This window comes from Geobacillus sp. FJAT-46040, from assembly GCF_002335725.1.
Classification (GTDB): Bacteria; Bacillota; Bacilli; order Bacillales; family Anoxybacillaceae; genus Geobacillus; species Geobacillus thermoleovorans.
This window is the reverse complement of record NZ_NISS01000001.1, coordinates 2,662,313-2,682,039: the sequence shown is the minus strand read 5'-3', so window position 1 is coordinate 2,682,039 and position 19,727 is coordinate 2,662,313. Positions and strand designations below refer to the sequence as shown.

Annotated in this window: 13 protein-coding genes, 3 rRNA genes, 1 pseudogene and 3 riboswitches; of the genes and pseudogenes, 16 read left to right on the top strand and 1 reads right to left on the bottom strand. The window is 54.8% G+C overall.

Features of this window, described 5'->3' with window-relative positions:
• The 8 genes and pseudogenes from CD000_RS14240 to rrf all read left to right on the top strand — a co-directional run.
• The coding region (locus tag CD000_RS14240; RefSeq protein WP_198962483.1) for a UPF0236 family transposase-like protein at positions 1-417 on the top strand (417 nt) is incomplete at its 5' end.
• Positions 418-923: 506 nt separating this feature from the next.
• A riboswitch (purine riboswitch) is annotated at positions 924-980 on the top strand.
• 82 nt (positions 981-1,062) lie between these two features.
• Complete coding sequence (gene guaA, locus CD000_RS14230; protein WP_096225912.1) at positions 1,063-2,595, top strand: glutamine-hydrolyzing GMP synthase; 1,533 nt, start codon at positions 1,063-1,065, stop codon at positions 2,593-2,595.
• Between the two features lie 88 nt (positions 2,596-2,683).
• Positions 2,684-2,785: riboswitch (purine riboswitch) on the top strand.
• A gap of 99 nt (positions 2,786-2,884) precedes the next feature.
• Positions 2,885-4,210, top strand: a complete 1,326-nt coding sequence (locus CD000_RS14225; protein ID WP_096225911.1) for an NCS2 family permease — start codon at positions 2,885-2,887, stop codon at positions 4,208-4,210.
• Between the two features lie 76 nt (positions 4,211-4,286).
• Positions 4,287-4,671: pseudogene (locus CD000_RS14220) on the top strand (GNAT family N-acetyltransferase); the annotation flags it as partial.
• Between the two features lie 369 nt (positions 4,672-5,040).
• Positions 5,041-6,598: ribosomal RNA gene (locus CD000_RS14215) — 16S ribosomal RNA — on the top strand.
• A 341-nt stretch (positions 6,599-6,939) separates the two neighbouring features.
• Positions 6,940-9,869 (top strand): 23S ribosomal RNA (locus CD000_RS14210).
• Positions 9,870-9,981: 112 nt separating this feature from the next.
• A complete protein-coding gene (locus CD000_RS14205; RefSeq protein ID WP_096225910.1) occupies positions 9,982-10,221 on the top strand; it encodes a hypothetical protein in 240 nt (79 codons plus the stop codon).
• 63 nt (positions 10,222-10,284) lie between these two features.
• Positions 10,285-10,401, top strand: a 5S ribosomal RNA gene (gene rrf / locus CD000_RS14200).
• The 16S, 23S and 5S rRNA genes sit together here, the layout of an rRNA operon.
• A gap of 252 nt (positions 10,402-10,653) precedes the next feature.
• On the opposite strand, the gene CD000_RS14195 is transcribed toward rrf, so the two are convergent.
• Positions 10,654-11,103 carry an Hsp20/alpha crystallin family protein gene (locus CD000_RS14195; RefSeq protein ID WP_096225909.1) on the bottom strand — a complete coding sequence of 150 codons (450 nt, stop codon included), beginning with the start codon at positions 11,101-11,103 and terminating at the stop codon, positions 10,654-10,656.
• 148 nt (positions 11,104-11,251) lie between these two features.
• Positions 11,252-11,353, top strand: a riboswitch (purine riboswitch).
• A gap of 110 nt (positions 11,354-11,463) precedes the next feature.
• Between CD000_RS14195 and purE the strand changes: the two genes are divergently transcribed.
• Genes purE through purF form a run of 8 tightly spaced genes read left to right on the top strand, consistent with a single transcriptional unit; the run spans position 11,464 to position 19,714 of the window.
• The gene (gene purE / locus CD000_RS14190; RefSeq protein ID WP_011229766.1) at positions 11,464-11,952 is read left to right on the top strand and encodes a 5-(carboxyamino)imidazole ribonucleotide mutase; all 489 of its coding nucleotides are present in this window, start codon (positions 11,464-11,466) and stop codon (positions 11,950-11,952) included.
• On the top strand, positions 11,945-13,093 hold the full coding sequence (purK, locus tag CD000_RS14185; RefSeq protein ID WP_096226303.1) for a 5-(carboxyamino)imidazole ribonucleotide synthase: 1,149 nt from the start codon (positions 11,945-11,947) through the stop codon (positions 13,091-13,093). The genes purE and purK overlap by 8 nt, the downstream gene beginning before the upstream one ends.
• Positions 13,090-14,385: an adenylosuccinate lyase gene (gene purB / locus CD000_RS14180; RefSeq protein WP_013144127.1), complete on the top strand. Its 1,296-nt coding sequence runs from the start codon at positions 13,090-13,092 to the stop codon at positions 14,383-14,385. Before purK ends, purB begins: the two co-directional genes overlap by 4 nt.
• Before the next feature lie 60 nt (positions 14,386-14,445).
• On the top strand, positions 14,446-15,189 hold the full coding sequence (purC, locus tag CD000_RS14175) for a phosphoribosylaminoimidazolesuccinocarboxamide synthase (RefSeq protein WP_096225908.1): 744 nt from the start codon (positions 14,446-14,448) through the stop codon (positions 15,187-15,189).
• Complete coding sequence (gene purS, locus CD000_RS14170) at positions 15,177-15,431, top strand: phosphoribosylformylglycinamidine synthase subunit PurS (RefSeq protein ID WP_014194763.1); 255 nt, start codon at positions 15,177-15,179, stop codon at positions 15,429-15,431. Before purC ends, purS begins: the two co-directional genes overlap by 13 nt.
• On the top strand, positions 15,428-16,114 hold the full coding sequence (gene purQ, locus CD000_RS14165) for a phosphoribosylformylglycinamidine synthase subunit PurQ (RefSeq protein WP_014194764.1): 687 nt from the start codon (positions 15,428-15,430) through the stop codon (positions 16,112-16,114). The genes purS and purQ overlap by 4 nt, the downstream gene beginning before the upstream one ends.
• On the top strand, positions 16,098-18,326 hold the full coding sequence (gene purL, locus CD000_RS14160; RefSeq protein ID WP_096225907.1) for a phosphoribosylformylglycinamidine synthase subunit PurL: 2,229 nt from the start codon (positions 16,098-16,100) through the stop codon (positions 18,324-18,326). Before purQ ends, purL begins: the two co-directional genes overlap by 17 nt.
• Positions 18,302-19,714 carry an amidophosphoribosyltransferase gene (gene purF / locus CD000_RS14155; protein ID WP_096225906.1) on the top strand — a complete coding sequence of 471 codons (1,413 nt, stop codon included), beginning with the start codon at positions 18,302-18,304 and terminating at the stop codon, positions 19,712-19,714. Before purL ends, purF begins: the two co-directional genes overlap by 25 nt.
• Positions 19,715-19,727 lie beyond the last annotated feature (13 nt).

The following is a 19,727-nucleotide window of genomic DNA, read 5'->3' as shown; positions in this document are numbered from 1 at the left end:
CGCCGGATCGAGTCGATGCCGGGATGCATCCGGGACTATCGGGAGTGGCTGTCGGAGCAAGGGGTGGAGACGACCGGCATGCGTCCGATGGGCCACGCCGAGAGCGTGATGAGCCGGTTTGCGCATCGGGTGAAATCCCGCCGCAGCTGGAAAGACCAAGGGCTTCGGGCGTTTCTGAGGGCGATGGCAGCCCGAATCGACGGGATTTGGCGGAGAAATGGGCAGTTGGTGGAGGAAGAAGAGACCCGAACGGCAGCCTCGGCCTCAACAAAGTCCAAGCGGATCGAACAGGCCAAACGGAAGGCCGGACGGTTATGGGCAGATGTGGTGCGTCAGAATCTACCGTGTCTGCAGCGGTCATCCGGGACGCCGATCCATCAAGCGTTGTCGGCGCTCCGGGATGGTGGTTGGGTGTAAAAAAATGGAATACAATATCATCACCTCAAGATGAGGGATGAGAGTCCGAAAGCGCTTACGATATTAATTCCTGAAAATGGTTCGCTAACTAGTGATTGACAACACCCGTAGTGAACCGAAAAAATGTTCTCCACAAAGTCTTGACTGACTCGGAGAGGAATGCGCGTTCCCCCCTTTCTTTTGTGTATGATATAATAAAGGCGTGGAGAAAACCGTTCAATAAAGGCACTCCAATCACGGCTACTCGATGTATGGAGTTGGTTACAGAAAACGTTGTAACCGTAAAACATCGATCGTAGGTCCGTCTGTTGTGTGTGGAAGCCAAGTACTGCCAACAGACACACCGAGAGAATCGGTAACGATGCAGGCATGACCTGCGTCGTTGGGTAGTCGTCAACCTGCCCCCTGATGCAACCCCAAGTCAAGGAAGGAGGACGAAGTCCGTTTGCACTTCTGGGGAGTTGCAAGCCCCCACTTCAAGCGTTAGCGAAGTGGGGGTAGTTGACATAAGCGCAAGAATATGGCTTGCGCGTCTCTACCGGGCCGCCGTAAACGGCCCGACTATGAAGGCAGAAGACGCTGCTATTCTGCCTTCATCCATATTTTGGGCAATGGCGGCGTTATTTTTTTGACGGGGTGGAAAACATGAACCAAGAAATGATCGTCGTCTTGGACTTTGGCAGTCAATATAACCAGCTGATTACCCGCCGCATCCGAGAGTTTGGCGTGTACAGCGAATTGCACCCGCATACGATTCGCGCCGACGAGATTCGCGCGTTGAACGCCAAGGGGATCATTTTTTCCGGCGGCCCGAACAGCGTATATGATGAGCAGGCGTTTCGGTGCGACCCAGCGATTTTTGAGCTGGGGCTGCCGATTTTAGGGATTTGCTACGGGATGCAGCTGATGGCGCACCACTTAGGCGGCAAAGTGGAAAAGGCGTCGCACCGCGAGTACGGGAAGGCGCTCATTCAAGTGAAAAACGACTCCCTGTTGTTCCACGGTTTGCCGGACGAGCAAGTCGTTTGGATGAGCCATGGCGATTTGGTGACCGCTCCGCCGGCTGGTTTCGCTGTCGATGCGACGAGCCCTTCGTGCCCGATTGCTGCGATGAGTGACGAACGGCGAAAATGGTATGGAGTGCAATTCCATCCAGAAGTGCGCCACTCGGTATACGGCAATGATCTATTGAAGAAATTTGTCTTTGAGGTATGCGGCTGCCGGGGCGACTGGACGATGGAAAACTTTATTGATGAGCAGGTGCGCCGCATCCGTGAACAAGTGGGCGGAAAAAAAGTGCTGTGCGCCTTAAGCGGCGGAGTCGATTCGTCGGTTGCTGCTGTTTTGGTGCACCGCGCCATTGGCGATCAACTTACTTGTATTTTCGTCGACCATGGCCTTTTGCGCAAAGGTGAAGCCGAAAGCGTCATGAAGACGTTCCGTGAGCAATTCCAGATGAACGTCATCAAAGTCGATGCGAAAGACCGCTTTTTGGCGAAACTCAAAGGGGTTACGGACCCGGAACAAAAGCGGAAAATCATCGGCAACGAATTTATTTATGTGTTTGACGATGAAGCAGCCAAACTCGAAGGCATTGAATTTTTAGTGCAAGGCACGCTCTATACCGACATTATCGAAAGCGGCACGGCGACGGCGCAAACGATCAAATCGCATCATAATGTCGGCGGTTTGCCGGAAGATATGAAATTCGAACTGATCGAACCGCTCAATACGCTGTTTAAAGACGAAGTGCGTGCACTCGGCACGCAACTAGGAATCCCAGACGAAATCGTCTGGCGGCAGCCGTTCCCGGGGCCAGGGCTTGGCATCCGTGTTCTTGGAGAAGTGACGGAAGAAAAATTGGAAATCGTTCGCGAATCAGACGCCATTTTGCGCGAAGAAGTGAAAAAAGCGGGGTTGGACCGCGAAATTTGGCAATACTTTACCGTCCTTCCCGACATTCGCAGCGTTGGGGTGATGGGGGATGCCCGCACGTACGATTATACGGTGGCCATCCGCGCGGTGACCTCGATTGACGGGATGACCGCCGATTGGGCCCGCATCCCGTGGGATGTGCTCGAGCGGATTTCAACGCGCATCGTCAATGAGGTGCCGCATGTCAACCGCGTCGTCTACGATATTACAAGCAAGCCTCCGGCAACGATCGAGTGGGAATAAAAACGAACAAAAGACGAACATTTCCAAAGAAATGTTCGTCTTTTTTCTTGACAGGTCATCTTCAGGCTGATACAATAGCCGTGGAATCATGAATATTGTTGAATTCCGTCGTATAATCCCGGGAATATGGCTCGGGAGTTTCTACCAAGCTACCGTAAATAGCTTGACTACGAGGGATGCGGGATCGGAGAGTGCTTGTTTGTCCTCTCTCTGTTCGTCATTCCTTCCTAGTCAACGCTTCTGGTAGCTGCAGAAGCGTTTTTTATTTTATGTATAGGAGGGGGCAGATGTGAGAAAGTACTTCCAGTTTGATGAGCTCGGCACGAACTATCGAACGGAGATTATCGCCGGGCTGACGACGTTTTTGTCGATGGCGTACATTTTGTTCGTCAACCCATTTATCTTGTCGTTAGGGGCGGTGAAAGATTTTCCTGACGAACTGCGCATTGACCAAGGAGCCGTCTTTGTCGCCACGGCTTTGGCGGCGGCATACGGGTCGATTTTAATGGGAGTGCTGGCCCGCTACCCGATCGCCTTGGCGCCGGGGATGGGGCTGAACGCTTTCTTCGCCTTCACGGTTGTCTTGCATATGGGCATTCCGTGGCAAACGGCCTTGGCGGGAGTGTTTGTTTCCGGCATCATTTTTACGATTTTATCGCTCACCGGCATTCGAGAAAAAATCATCGATGCCATTCCCGTTGAACTGAAATATGCAGTCAGCGCCGGAATTGGGCTGTTCATCACGTTCATCGGCCTGCAAAACGCCGGCATTATTGTGAATAACGACGCGACGTTAGTTGGGTTGAGTGATTTAAAAGATGGCAATACGCTGCTTGCGATTTTCGGTTTGTTTATCACCGTCGTCTTGATGGTGAAAAAAGTGAACGGCGGCGTTTTTTATGGAATGGTCATTACCGCTGTTGTCGGCATGATCTTCGGTTTAATTGAAGTGCCGAAACAAATTGTCGGCGCCATTCCCGATATTTCACCGACGTTCGGCGTCGCGATTGAACACTTGCCGGACATTTTCTCATGGAAAATGCTCGGTGTTGTCTTGACGTTCTTTATCGTTGACTTTTTTGATGCAACCGGCACGCTCCTAGCGGTCGCCAACCAAGCCGGGCTGTTGAAAAACAACAAACTGCCGCGCGCCGGCAAAGCGTTGCTTGTTGACGCGACAGCGGTCATGGTTGGGGCGGTGTTTGGCACATCGACGACGACATCGTATATCGAATCGTCGGCCGGCGTCGCTGCTGGAGGACGCTCCGGGTTTTCCGCGGTCGTGACGGGGATTTTGTTCTTGCTGGCGCTGTTCTTCTCCCCGCTCCTGAGCGTCATTACCGCACCGGTCACCGCACCAGCGCTCATCATCGTCGGGGTATTAATGGCCTCGTCGATCGGCGAAATTGACTGGAAAAAGTTCGAAGTCGCTGTACCGGCATTCTTCACGCTCATCATGATGCCGTTTTCCTACAGCATCGCCACTGGGATTGCCGTTGGCTTCATCTTCTACCCGATCACGATGCTGTTGAAAGGCCGCGGCAAAGACGTGCATCCGCTGTTGTATGTGCTGTTTGTCGTTTTTATTTGTTACTTCGTCTTTTTGCGGGAATAGTAACGGAGACGCAAGACTGTTCCAAAAGGCAGTTTGGATAGCCTTTCGGAGCAGTCTTTTTTGTATGTCTTAAAAGGTCGGTCAAGGATTGCAGAAATTTGCTGCTGGCAATGGTTTTGAGGCAGGGATTTGGCATCGCGGCCAATTGGCCGGTGTCATTGGAATTCATTAATATTGATCGAGTGAATCGAAAAACGAGCATTGGCTACTGGCTTGGCGAATCGTTTCAAGGAATGGGATTGATGACGAAAGCATGCAAGGCGTGCATTGACTATTTGTTGGTTGAGCAGGGGATGAATCGTGTCGAAATCCGCTGTGCGGTAGAAAATCAACGGAGCAGAGCGATTCCTGAACGGCTGGGATTTACGAATGAAGGGACGATTCGAGATGCGGAGTGGCTTTACGATCATTTTGTTGACCATGTTGTGTACGGGATGTTAGCAAGAGAGTGGAAGAGATAAGAACAAAGCGGTTTTGATTTGAAAGAAAAAATCTTGAATGAACAGTTGACACATCAAAACAGAGGTGCTATATTAATAAAGCCGTTTCGGTGCGGCGAAAAAAAGCAAAAAATGTGTTGACAAAAACAAAAAAAGGTGATATATTATAAGAGTCGCTTTCGAGGAGGCGAATTCCTCGAACAAAGAAAGAATAGCTCGTTCCTTGAAAACTGAACGAAACGAAGCGCGAAAGAAAAGCTGAGGCCCGCGGGTCGCCGCGATGGGCAAATGTTCTTCGCCTGCAGGGATTTACAATCCCGAAGGCGAAGGTTATTTGACCCCGAGCGGCGGCGGGCCGAAGCTGGACAATGCGAAAAGCCAATCAACTTTCTTTTGGAGAGTTTGATCCTGGCTCAGGACGAACGCTGGCGGCGTGCCTAATACATGCAAGTCGAGCGGACCAAATCGGAGCTTGCTCTGGTTTGGTCAGCGGCGGACGGGTGAGTAACACGTGGGCAACCTGCCCGCAAGACCGGGATAACTCCGGGAAACCGGAGCTAATACCGGATAACACCGAAGACCGCATGGTCTTTGGTTGAAAGGCGGCCTTTGGCTGTCACTTGCGGATGGGCCCGCGGCGCATTAGCTAGTTGGTGAGGTAACGGCTCACCAAGGCGACGATGCGTAGCCGGCCTGAGAGGGTGACCGGCCACACTGGGACTGAGACACGGCCCAGACTCCTACGGGAGGCAGCAGTAGGGAATCTTCCGCAATGGGCGAAAGCCTGACGGAGCGACGCCGCGTGAGCGAAGAAGGCCTTCGGGTCGTAAAGCTCTGTTGTGAGGGACGAAGGAGCGCCGTTCGAAGAGGGCGGCGCGGTGACGGTACCTCACGAGGAAGCCCCGGCTAACTACGTGCCAGCAGCCGCGGTAATACGTAGGGGGCGAGCGTTGTCCGGAATTATTGGGCGTAAAGCGCGCGCAGGCGGTCTCTTAAGTCTGATGTGAAAGCCCACGGCTCAACCGTGGAGGGTCATTGGAAACTGGGGGACTTGAGTGCAGGAGAGGAGAGCGGAATTCCACGTGTAGCGGTGAAATGCGTAGAGATGTGGAGGAACACCAGTGGCGAAGGCGGCTCTCTGGCCTGCAACTGACGCTGAGGCGCGAAAGCGTGGGGAGCAAACAGGATTAGATACCCTGGTAGTCCACGCCGTAAACGATGAGTGCTAAGTGTTAGAGGGGTCACACCCTTTAGTGCTGCAGCTAACGCGATAAGCACTCCGCCTGGGGAGTACGGCCGCAAGGCTGAAACTCAAAGGAATTGACGGGGGCCCGCACAAGCGGTGGAGCATGTGGTTTAATTCGAAGCAACGCGAAGAACCTTACCAGGTCTTGACATCCCCTGACAACCCAAGAGATTGGGCGTTCCCCCTTCGGGGGGACAGGGTGACAGGTGGTGCATGGTTGTCGTCAGCTCGTGTCGTGAGATGTTGGGTTAAGTCCCGCAACGAGCGCAACCCTCGCCTCTAGTTGCCAGCACGAAGGTGGGCACTCTAGAGGGACTGCCGGCGACAAGTCGGAGGAAGGTGGGGATGACGTCAAATCATCATGCCCCTTATGACCTGGGCTACACACGTGCTACAATGGGCGGTACAAAGGGCTGCGAACCCGCGAGGGGGAGCGAATCCCAAAAAGCCGCTCTCAGTTCGGATTGCAGGCTGCAACTCGCCTGCATGAAGCCGGAATCGCTAGTAATCGCGGATCAGCATGCCGCGGTGAATACGTTCCCGGGCCTTGTACACACCGCCCGTCACACCACGAGAGCTTGCAACACCCGAAGTCGGTGAGGTAACCCTTACGGGAGCCAGCCGCCGAAGGTGGGGCAAGTGATTGGGGTGAAGTCGTAACAAGGTAGCCGTACCGGAAGGTGCGGCTGGATCACCTCCTTTCTAAGGACGAAGAAAAGCGGAAGCGCCGTAATTTCGCCTAAAGGCAGCCCGCGTCCTGCGGGCAACGGCGAAATATCGCCATCGTGGCGATCGCGATGGGCAAATGTTCTTCGCCTGCAAGGGTGCTTGCACCCGGAAGGCGAAGGTTATTTGACCCCGAGCGGCGGCGAGCCGGAGCTAGACAATTCGAAAAGCGGAGGCCGCAATGGCCAACCTACCAATCCATCGCGCTTCTGTTTCGTTCAGTTTTGAGGGAACGAGTCATGTTCTCTCAAGAATCAATTTTGTTCCTTGAAAACTAGATAACCGATAAAGCAAAGGAAGAAGCCGAGAGCGCGATAGGTTAAGCTAGAAAGGGCGCACGGTGGATGCCTTGGCACTAGGAGCCGATGAAGGACGGGGCAAACGCCGAAACGCTTCGGGGAGCTGTAAGCAAGCGTTGATCCGGAGATGTCCGAATGGGGGAACCCACTGTCCGTAATGGGGCAGTATCCATGCCTGAATCCATAGGGCATGGAGGGCACACCCGGGGAACTGAAACATCTTAGTACCCGGAGGAGAAGAAAGCAACCGCGATTCCCTAAGTAGCGGCGAGCGAAACGGGAACAGCCCAAACCAAGAGGCATGTCCTCTTGGGGTTGTAGGACCGCTCACGATGGGAGTGAGAAAGGGACGGGGTAGACGAACCGGTCTGGAACGGCCGGCCAGAGAAGGTGAGAGCCCTGTAGTCGAAACTTCGTTCCCTCCCGAGCGGATCCTGAGTACGGCGGGACACGAGGAATCCCGTCGGAAGCAGGGAGGACCATCTCCCAAGGCTAAATACTCCCTAGTGACCGATAGTGCACCAGTACCGTGAGGGAAAGGTGAAAAGCACCCCGGGAGGGGAGTGAAAGAGAACCTGAAACCGTGTGCCTACAAGTAGTCAGAGCGCGTTCATGCGTGATGGCGTGCCTTTTGTAGAATGAACCGGCGAGTGACGATGGCGTGCGAGGTTAAGCCGAAGAGGCGGAGCCGCAGCGAAAGCGAGTCTGAACAGGGCGTGTGAGTACGTCGTCGTCGACCCGAAACCAGGTGATCTACCCATGTCCAGGGTGAAGGCCGGGTAACACCGGCTGGAGGCCCGAACCCACGCACGTTGAAAAGTGCGGGGATGAGGTGTGGGTAGGGGTGAAATGCCAATCGAACTTGGAGATAGCTGGTTCTCCCCGAAATAGCTTTAGGGCTAGCCTCGGGTTTGAGAGTGTTGGAGGTAGAGCACTGATTGGGCTAGGGGCCCCAAACGGGTTACCGAACCCAGTCAAACTCCGAATGCCAACGACTTATGCCCGGGAGTCAGACTGCGAGTGATAAGATCCGTGGTCGAGAGGGGAACAGCCCAGACCGCCAGCTAAGGCCCCGAAGTGCACGTTCAGTGGAAAAGGATGTGGAGTTGCCGAGACAACCAGGATGTTGGCTTAGAAGCAGCCACCATTTAAAGAGTGCGTAATAGCTCACTGGTCGAGTGACTCTGCGCCGAAAATGTACCGGGGCTAAACGTGCCGCCGAAGCTGCGGGATGACCGTTGGTCATCGGTAGGGGAGCGTTCTAAGGGCAGAGAAGCCAGACCGGAAGGACTGGTGGAGCGCTTAGAAGTGAGAATGCCGGTATGAGTAGCGAAAACAGAGGTGAGAATCCTCTGCGCCGAAAGCCTAAGGGTTCCTGAGGAAGGTTCGTCCGCTCAGGGTTAGTCGGGACCTAAGCCGAGGCCGAAAGGCGTAGGTGATGGACAACAGGTTGAGATTCCTGTACCACCTTCTTCCCGTTTGAGCGATGGGGGGACGCAGGAGGATAGGGCGAGCAGGCGGCTGGAAGAGCCTGTCCAAGCCGTGAGGCTGATCCGCAGGCAAATCCGCGGATCATAAGGCCAAGCGGTGACGGCGACGGATTGATCCGGAAGTCCCCGATTTCACACTGCCAAGAAAAGCCTCTAGCGAGGGAAGAGGTGCCCGTACCGCAAACCGACACAGGTAGGCGAGGAGAGAATCCTAAGGCGCGCGGGAGAACTCTCGTTAAGGAACTCGGCAAAATGACCCCGTAACTTCGGGAGAAGGGGTGCTCTTTGGGGTGAAGAGCCCTGAAGAGCCGCAGTGAAAAGGCCCAAGCGACTGTTTATCAAAAACACAGGTCTCTGCGAAGCCGAAAGGCGACGTATAGGGGCTGACACCTGCCCGGTGCTGGAAGGTTAAGGGGAGCGCTTAGCGGAAGCGAAGGTGCGAACCGAAGCCCCAGTAAACGGCGGCCGTAACTATAACGGTCCTAAGGTAGCGAAATTCCTTGTCGGGTAAGTTCCGACCCGCACGAAAGGTGTAACGACTTGGGCGCTGTCTCAACGAGAGACCCGGTGAAATTATACTACCTGTGAAGATGCAGGTTACCCGCGACAGGACGGAAAGACCCCGTGGAGCTTTACTGCAGCCTGATATGGAATTTTGGTATCGCTTGTACAGGATAGGTGGGAGCCTGGGAAGCCGGAGCGCCAGCTTCGGTGGAGGCGTCGGTGGGATACCACCCTGGCGGTATTGAAATTCTAACCCGCACCCCTTAGCGGGGTGGGAGACAGTGTCAGGTGGGCAGTTTGACTGGGGCGGTCGCCTCCCAAAAGGTAACGGAGGCGCCCAAAGGTTCCCTCAGAATGGTTGGAAATCATTCGGAGAGTGCAAAGGCACAAGGGAGCTTGACTGCGAGACGGACAGGTCGAGCAGGGACGAAAGTCGGGCTTAGTGATCCGGTGGTTCCGCATGGAAGGGCCATCGCTCAACGGATAAAAGCTACCCCGGGGATAACAGGCTGATCTCCCCCAAGAGTCCACATCGACGGGGAGGTTTGGCACCTCGATGTCGGCTCATCGCATCCTGGGGCTGTAGTCGGTCCCAAGGGTTGGGCTGTTCGCCCATTAAAGCGGTACGCGAGCTGGCTTCAGAACGTCGTGAGACAGTTCGGTCCCTATCCATCGCGGGCGGAGGAAATTTGAGAGGAGCTGTCCTTAGTACGAGAGGACCGGGATGGACGCACCGCTGGTGTACCAGTTGTCCCGCCAGGGGCACCGCTGGGTAGCTATGTGCGGACGGGATAAGCGCTGAAAGCATCTAAGCGTGAAGCCCCCCTCAAGATGAGATTTCCCACCGCGCAAAGCGGGTAAGATCCCTCGAAGATGACGAGGTCGATAGGTCCGAGGTGGAAGCGTGGCGACACGTGGAGCTGACGGATACTAATCGATCGAGGGCTTAACCTAGAAAAGCAGAGGCCGCCTGCCTATCGGCGAAACGCGCTGGAGGGCCTGCGAGGAGGCTCGAACCAAGCGAAGCTTGGTTCTGCGTGGGTGGTGCCACAGGAGCGTATGCAATGTGTCGCCGCCGCAGCAGGACCGAAGCGTCGCGAGCCGATGGCGGCCGGAGCTAGACAGTACGAAAAGCGCAGGCGAGCGGGTCGCCGCGACGGGCAAATGTTCTTCGCCTGCAGGGATTTCCGATCCCGAAGGCGAAGGTTATTTGACCCCGAGCGGCGGCGAGCCGGAGCTGGACAATGCGAAAAGCGCAGGCGAGCGGCTTCTTCCTGAGCACGGTTATCTAGTTTTGAAGGAATGAATTTCCTTCTTGACATTGTTTGTTTTTTAAGTATAATAAATGATGTCAAAATCCAACCGCTTGCCTAGTGGCTATGGCGGAGGGGAAACACCCGTTCCCATCCCGAACACGGAAGTTAAGCCCTCCAGCGCCGATGGTAGTTGGGGCCAGCGCCCCTGCAAGAGTAGGTCGCTGCTAGGCAGGCAAAAAATGAGGGAGCTGAATGGTTCTCTCATTATTTTTGCCTAATGGGAAATGAGTCATTTTGAATGACGCCATTTTCAATCCTCTCCCCCAAAATGTAAAGCGTGATCATCGTTTCCTAGACCCCCTTTTTCGTAAAAGCGATAGGAAACGGAAACTCGCGTAAGGGTGTCCTGTACGGCATGGACACCCTCTTTTTTACTTTTTTTGGAAAGTCAGGTATCTTCTTTTTTTGCACTCGTGGGGAGATTATTCGCTTTTTTTGATGACAATTTTCTTTTTCGGCTCGTCAGGGATAAGTCGATGCAGGTGGATGAACAACAGGCCGTTATGGTATGTTGCTTCGATGCGGTCCTCTTTGACGGCGAACGGCAGTGGGATTGTTTTTTGGAATTGGCCTTGGAAAAGGCCTTCTTCTACTAGCTCAAACCCTTTGAAGTTTAGATTAATGGTTGCCTTCACTTCCAACGTTTTGTATGATACATACACTTCTGCATCTTCGATTTTTTCGAGCCCCGGGAGGCTGATGACAACGAGCAGCTCGTTGTCTTTTTTGTAAATGTTCATGCCGGATGATGGTTTTTTTGAGTTTGATGACGGCAGCAACGGCTGGATGCTTCCCCAAAAATCATTTTGGAAAAATTGCTGCCAATGTTTTGTCCAATCGGAAAACGGCATAAATGGATTTTCGTTGGTCATAACGTCTCCCTCCTCCGCTCCTTCATCATATGCCGTCTTCTTCGTTTGGTGATTCAAAAAACACGAACATTTTCTTTGGTGAAATACTAAATGTTCGATTTTTTCCTTGACACGCCGAAAAAAAACCTGCTACTATAAAGGTAACTTCATAGTGTATGAGAAGATCCCTCATATAATTTTGGGAATATGGCCCAAAAGTTTCTACCCAATCACCGTAAATGATTGGACTATGAGGGAAAGGATCGGTTTTGGCTTTTTTTCGATCAGCAACTGTCAAAGCCCAGAACGATGCTTTCCCTCGTTTATGAATGGGAACGCATGTTCTGGGTTTTGTTGTGCTAGCAAAAGGAGTGAAACGGTATGAGCCCGCTCGTTGGGGTGATCATGGGAAGCCATTCGGATTGGGAAACGATGAAACATGCTTGCGCCATTTTGGCGGAATTGGGTGTTCCGTTTGAGAAAAAAGTCGTATCGGCGCACCGGACGCCGGATGAGATGTTTCGGTATGCGGAGACAGCCGAGGAGCGCGGCATCCGCGTGATCATTGCCGGCGCTGGCGGAGCGGCTCACTTGCCGGGGATGATCGCGGCGAAAACGACGCTGCCGGTGATTGGGGTGCCCGTGCAGTCAAAAGCATTGAATGGACTTGATTCGTTATTGTCGATTGTGCAAATGCCAGGCGGGGTGCCGGTGGCGACGGTGGCGATCGGCAAGGCGGGGGCGACCAACGCCGGACTGCTCGCCGCATCGATTCTTGGACTGCTTGAGCCACGCTATATGGAGGCGCTCAAAGCGCGGCGGGAAGCGATTCGCAAACAAATCGTAGAAAGCAGTGATCAATTTGACTAAGCAACGGATCGTTCCTGGGCAGACGATCGGCATCATCGGCGGGGGGCAGCTCGGGCGGATGATGGCTTTGGCGGCGCGCGAGATGGGTTTTCGCATCGCCGTGCTCGACCCAACGCCTGACTCCCCGTGCGGGCAAGTGGCCGATGTGGAGATTACGGCGCCTTATCATGATTTGGACGCCATCGCTGAACTGGCCCGCGTGAGCGATGTCATTACGTACGAATTTGAAAATATCGATGCGCGAGCGCTTGAGTGGCTGGAGGCAAACGCCTATGTCCCGCAAGGAAGCCGACTGCTTGCGGTGACGCAAGACCGGGCGCTGGAGAAAGCGGCGATCGTTGATGCCAGCTTGCCGGTGGCGCCCTATGTCGAAGTGAATGGAGCGGAGGAACTTGAACAGGCCGTTCAGACGATCGGTTTCCCGTGCGTCTTGAAAACGCGGCGCGGCGGCTACGACGGCAAAGGACAATATGTGCTGCGCGGCGAAGGCGATCTAGCCAAAGCGGCTGATTTGCTTGGGCTTGGCCCATGCATTTTGGAAGGCTGGGTGCCGTTTGTGAAGGAAATGTCGGTCATTGTCGCCCGCAACCTCGATGGTGAGACGGCTGTTTTTCCAGTGGCGGAAAATATTCATATCGAGAACATTTTGCATCAAACGATCGTTCCGGCTCGAACTCCGGAAAGCGTGCAAGAGCGGGCCATTCGCTACGCGGAAGTGTTGGCCGCATCGTTTTCGCTCGTTGGGACGCTGGCGGTGGAAATGTTTTTGACTGCGGACGGGGATATTTATATTAATGAGCTGGCCCCTAGACCGCACAACTCCGGACATTATACAATCAATGCATGCGCGACGTCGCAGTTTGCCCAGCACATCCGCGCCGTCTGCAACTGGCCGCTCGGATCGACCGAATTGTTGAAGCCGGCGGTGATGGTCAATATTTTAGGCGAGCACGTCGAGCCGGTCATTCGGCATATCGGTGCGTTCGACGGGGGGACCTACGTCCATCTGTACGGCAAACACGAAGCGAAGCCGAAGCGGAAAATGGGGCATGTGACGGTGCTGGCAGACGATGTCGAGGCGGCGTTGGCGAGAATCGAATCGTGGCAAATTTGGCATGATCGGAGGCTGGAACGAGGATGATTGAACGTTACACAAGACCGGAAATGGGAGCGATTTGGACCGAGGAAAACCGCTTTAAGGCATGGCTTGAGGTGGAACTGCTCGCGTGCGAGGCGTGGGCCGAGCTTGGCGTCATCCCAAAAGAAGATGTCCGCCGCCTGCGTGAAAACGCGTCGTTTGACGTCAACCGCATTAAGGAAATCGAAGAAGAAACGCGCCACGATGTCGTCGCCTTCACCCGCGCCGTTTCTGAGACGCTTGGGGAAGAACGAAAATGGGTGCATTATGGTCTCACGTCGACCGATGTCGTCGATACGGCGCTCGGCTACTTGTTAAAGCAGGCGAACGCGATTTTGCGGCGTGATTTGGAAAACTTCATTCAAGTGCTGAAAGAGAAAGCGCGCGAACATAAATACACGGTCATGATGGGGCGCACGCACGGCGTTCATGCCGAACCGACGACGTTCGGGCTGAAGCTGGCGCTTTGGTATGCCGAGATGGTGCGAAATTTGGAGCGGTTTGAACAAGCTGCCAAGATGGTGGAAGTAGGGAAAATTTCCGGCGCAGTCGGCACGTACGCCAACGTGGATCCGTTTGTGGAGCAGTATGTGTGTGAAAAACTCGGCTTGACGCCGGCGCCGATTTCGACGCAGACGCTGCAGCGCGACCGCCACGCTTACTATATGGCGACATTGGCCTTAATTGCGACATCGATTGAAAAATTTGCCGTCGAGATTCGCGGCTTGCAAAAAAGCGAAGTCCGCGAAGTCGAAGAGTTTTTTGCCAAAGGACAAAAAGGCTCATCAGCGATGCCGCATAAGCGCAATCCGATCGGTTCGGAAAACATGACCGGCATGGCGCGCGTCATTCGCGGCTATATGGTGACAGCGTACGAAAACGTGCCGCTTTGGCATGAACGCGACATTTCCCATTCGTCGGCCGAGCGCATCATTTTGCCGGATGCGACGATTGCGTTGAATTATATGTTGAACCGATTCGCGAATATCGTGAAACATTTGCTTGTGTACCCGGAAAACATGAAAAAAAATATGGAGCGCACGTTCGGGCTCATTTATTCACAGCGAGTCTTGCTTGCTTTGATCGACAAGGGGATGACGCGCGAGGAGGCGTACGATTTGGTGCAGCCGAAAGCGATGGAAGCGTGGGAGAGACAAGTGCCGTTCCGCTCGCTTCTTGAAGCGGATGAGCGGATCATGAGCCGGCTGACGAAAGAGGAGCTCGATGATTGTTTTGATTATCGCCATCACTTGAAACATGTCGATACGATTTTTGCCCGCTTAGGGTTGGAGTGAGCGGCTGCCGGCTGGTCGAAGCCGGCCGGCTATACAAAAGATTTTCAATCTTCTGGACAAATGGAGGCGTTGATCGTGCCGACGAAACAACAGCTGTTATATGAAGGGAAAGCGAAAAAAATTTACGCGACTGACGAGCCAGATGTGCTTTGGGTCGAGTACAAAGACAGCGCAACGGCGTTTAACGGCGAAAAAAAGGCGACGATCGCCGGCAAAGGGCGGCTCAATAACGAGATTTCCAGCTTGTTGTTTTTGAAGCTGCGCGAAGCAGGCATTGCCAATCATTTTATTGAAAAGCTGTCGCCAACGGAACAATTGGTCCGGCGCGTGACGATCATCCCGCTTGAAGTCGTTGTCCGCAATGTGGTAGCGGGAAGTTTAGCCAAGCGGATCGGTCTAGAGGAAGGGACGCCGCTTGAGGCGCCGCTTGTTGAGTTTTATTACAAAAACGACGACCTTGGCGACCCGTTGTTGTTGGAAGATCATATCTTCATTTTAAAACTCGCCAGCCGCGAGGAAGTCGCCGCGCTGAAGCAGGCCGCGCTTGCGGTGAATGACGTGCTGCGCCTCCATTTTGCCGAGCGGAACGTGCGGTTGATTGATTTTAAGCTTGAGTTCGGCCGTACAGCAGACGGAGCCATCCTCTTGGCGGATGAGATTTCACCGGACACGTGCCGGTTATGGGACGCAAAGACGAACGAAAAGTTCGACAAAGACGTGTTTCGCCGCGACTTGGGCAGTTTGACGGACGCATACGAAGTCATTTTACAACGGTTAGGGGGAGAATCGGCATGTACAAAGTAAAAGTGTATGTCACGTTGCGAGAGAGTGTGTTGGATCCGCAAGGGACCGCTGTAAAAGGGGCGCTGCACAGCTTATCGTATACGGAAGTGAAAGATGTACGAATCGGGAAGTTTATGGAGCTCGTGATTGAAGAGAGCGACCGCGACATCAACGAGCTCGTTCGCGAGATGTGTGAAAAGCTGCTTGCCAACCCGGTGATTGAAGACTACCGCTATGAAATCGAGGAGGCCGTCGCCCGATGAAGTTTGCCGTCGTTGTCTTTCCGGGATCGAATTGCGATGTCGATATGTATCATGCGATCGCCGATGAACTTGGCGAAGAGGTCGAATACGTTTGGCATGACGAGGACGATCTAGACCGTTTTGACGCCATTTTGCTTCCGGGCGGGTTTTCGTACGGCGATTACTTGCGTTCCGGAGCCATTGCCCGTTTCTCCAAGGTGATGGCTGCCGTAAAAAAAGCCGCCGAAGCGGGAAAACCGGTGCTTGGGGTGTGCAACGGGTTTCAAATTTTGCTCGAAGCCGGCTTGCTTCCTGGGGCGATGCGCCGCAATCAAGGGTTGAAATTCATCTGCCGGCCGGTCCAGCTGACGGTGGAAAATCATGAAACGATGTTTACGTCTGCCTACGAAAAAGGCGAAGTCATTACAATTCCAATCGCCCATGGTGAAGGGAATTATTATTGCGATGAACAGACGCTCGAGCGCCTTGTCGAGAACCGGCAAATCGTGTTCCGTTACCATGGAGAAAATCCGAACGGCAGCTTGGCGGATATTGCCGGCATCGTCAATGAACAGGGCAATGTGCTCGGCATGATGCCGCATCCGGAGCGGGCGGTCGACGCCTTGCTCGGCAGCGCGGACGGATTGAAACTATTCCGATCGATCGTCAACTATTGGAGGGAGACGCATGTCGTTACTGCTTGAGCCGAGCGCGGCGATGATCAAAGAACAAAAGTTGTACCGTGAGATGGGGTTAACAGATGAAGAGTTTGCGCGCATTGAAGCGATTTTGGGGAGACTGCCGAACTACACGGAAACCGGCATTTTTGCCGTCATGTGGTCGGAGCATTGCAGCTACAAAAACTCGAAGCCGGTGCTGAAAAAATTCCCGACTGATGGTCCGCACGTGCTGCAAGGGCCGGGTGAGGGTGCGGGCATTGTCGATATTGGGGACGGGCTGGCGGTGGCGTTTAAAATCGAAAGCCATAATCACCCGTCAGCGATCGAGCCGTACCAAGGAGCGGCGACCGGGGTCGGCGGCATCATCCGCGACGTCTTTTCAATGGGAGCGCGGCCGATTGCGCTGCTGAACTCGCTTCGGTTTGGCGAACTGACGTCGCCGCGCGTCAAATATTTGTTTGAGCAGGTCGTCGCCGGCATTGCCGGGTACGGCAATTGCGTCGGCATCCCGACCGTCGGCGGCGAGGTGCAGTTCGACCCGGCGTACGAAGGCAACCCATTGGTCAACGCCATGTGCGTCGGGATCATCCGCCATGAGGACATTCAGCGCGGCGTGGCGACCGGGGTCGGCAACACGGTCATGTACGTCGGGGCGAAAACGGGCCGCGACGGCATCCACGGGGCGACGTTTGCTTCGGAAGAGTTGAGCGAACAGTCGGAAGCAAAGCGTCCGGCCGTGCAAGTCGGCGATCCGTTTATGGAGAAACTGCTGCTTGAGGCGTGTCTTGAAGCAGTCAAGTCCGATGCGTTAGTCGGCATTCAAGATATGGGGGCGGCAGGACTCACGAGTTCATCCGCCGAGATGGCAAGCAAAGGCGGATTTGGCATTGAAATGAATTTGGATCTCGTCCCGCAGCGTGAGGCAGGCATGACGCCGTACGAAATGATGCTGTCCGAATCGCAGGAACGGATGTTGCTTGTTGTCAAGCAAGGTTGTGAAGACGAAATCGCCGCGATTTTTGCCAAATACGGCCTCGAGGCCAAAGCAATCGGCAAAGTGACCGATGACAAAATGCTCCGCCTCTTGTTCCGAGGCGAGGTGGCGGCGGAAATTCCGGTTGACGCGCTGGCAAAAGACGCGCCGGTGTATCATAAACCGTCTGCGGAGCCGGCTTATTACCGCGAGTTTCAAGCGATGCCGCCGTATATTCCGCACATCGAAGACTACAATCAAACATTGCTCGGGCTGCTCGCCCAGCCGACGATTGCGAGCAAAGAATGGGTGTACGACCAGTACGACTATATGGTGCGGACGAATACGGTCGTCGCCCCGGGATCGGACGCGGCGGTCGTGCGCATCCGCGGCACGAACAAGGCGCTCGCGCTGACGACGGATTGCAACTCGCGCTACTTGTATTTGGATCCGGAAACGGGCGGGAAAATCGCGGTCGCCGAGGCGGCGCGCAATGTCATCTGCTCCGGAGCAAAGCCGCTCGCCATTACGGACTGCCTCAACTTTGGCAGCCCGGAAAAGCCGGAGATTTTCTGGCAGCTCGAAAAAGCAGTCGACGGGATGAGCGAAGCGTGCCGGGCGCTCGGGACGCCGGTCGTGAGCGGCAACGTCTCGCTGTACAATGAAACGAACGGCGAGGCCGTGTACCCAACCCCGGTCGTTGGCATGGTCGGTCTCATTGACGATCTTTCCCATATTACGACTCAGTCGTTTAAACAAGCGGGCGACCTCATTTACGTGATCGGCGAGGCGAAGCCGGAGTTTGGCGGCAGCGAGCTGCAAAAATGGCTGGAAGGCCGCATTTTCGGAAAAGCACCGGAGATTGACTTAGAGGTGGAGGCAAGACGCCAGCGCCAGCTGCTTGCGGCGATCCGCGCGGGGGTGGTGGCGTCAGCGCATGATATTGCCGAAGGAGGATTAGCCGTTGCGCTTGCTGAGTGTGTCATGGGTGCCTCGGGGCTTGGCGTCAAGGTGACGATCGGCGGTGACCTCGTCAGTGAACTGTTCAGCGAAACGCAATCACGCTTTGTTGTCTCGGTGAAAAAAGAGCAAAAAGAGGCGTTTGAGCAACTGGTTGAAGCGAAACAAATCGGCGAAGTGACAGACGACGGCGCATTCGTGGTGAACGGGGAGCACGGTGAGACGCTCATTCACCTTTCCGTTGCCAAGATGCGAAACGTCTGGAAAGGGGCTATTCCATGCTTGCTGAAATCAAAGGATTGAACGAGGAGTGCGGCATTTTCGGCATTTGGGGGCATGAAGACGCCGCCCGGCTCACATACTACGGGCTCCACAGCCTGCAGCACCGTGGGCAGGAAGGGGCCGGCATCGTTGTCGCGCATAACGGGAGCTTATCCAGTCATAAAGGGCTGGGGCTGGTGACCGATGTGTTTCAAAGCGATACGCTCGATGCGCTCAAAGGGGCGGCGGCCATCGGTCATGTCCGCTATTCGACGGCGGGCGGGGGCGGCTATGAAAACGTTCAGCCGCTCTTGTTCCGCTCGCAAACCGGCGCGATGGCGCTCGCCCATAACGGCAACTTGACAAACGCCATCGAGTTGAAGCTCGCGCTTGAAGGGCAAGGAAGCATTTTTCAGACGACATCGGATACGGAAGTGTTCGCCCATCTCATCCGCCGCAGCCAAGCGCCGACGTTTGTCGAGCAAATGAAAGAGGCGCTCAGTCAGATCGAAGGGGCGTTTGCGTTTTTGCTGCTGACGGAAAAGGCGCTCTATGCGGCGCTTGATCCGCACGGGTTTCGGCCGCTGTCGCTCGGCCGGCTCGGTTCGGCGTATGTCGTGGCGTCGGAAACGTGCGCGTTTGACGTCATCGGCGCCACATACGAGCGGGAAGTGGCGCCTGGGGAATTGCTCATCATCAGCCGCGAAGGGGTGCGTTCAGAACGGTTCGCTTCTAGGCAGCCGCGGTCGATTTGCAGCATGGAGTACATTTATTTCGCTCGTCCGGACAGCCATGTCGACGGCATCAATGTCCATAAGGCCCGAAAAAACTTAGGAAAGCGGCTGGCCTTGGAAGCGCCGGCAGAGGCCGACATCGTCACCGGCGTGCCGGACTCAAGCATCTCTGTTGCCATCGGCTACGCTGAGGCGAGCGGCATTCCATACGAATTGGGGTTGATTAAAAACCGATATGTCGGGCGGACGTTCATCCAGCCGTCGCAGGCGTTGCGCGAGCAAGGAGTGAAAATGAAGCTGTCGCCGGTGCGCGGGGTTGTGGCCGGCAAACGGGTTGTGATGGTGGATGATTCGATCGTGCGCGGGACGACGAGCCGGCGCATCGTCTCGATGCTCCGTGAAGCCGGGGCGGTTGAAGTGCACGTGCGCATCAGCGCGCCGCCGATCACCCATCCTTGCTTTTACGGCATTGATACGTCGTCAAAGGAAGAATTGATCGCGGCGAATCGCACTGTTGAAGAGATTCGGCGCTTGATTGGCGCTGATTCCCTCGCCTTTATCAGCCAGGAAGGGATGCTTGAGGCCATCGGGCGTCCGGACGTCTCGCCGCAGCGCGGGCAATGTTTGGCGTGTTTCACTGGCCAATATCCGACCCGCCTCGGTCAAGCGGCGCGGCCATGTCTGACGATGAAATGATGGAGGAAGTATA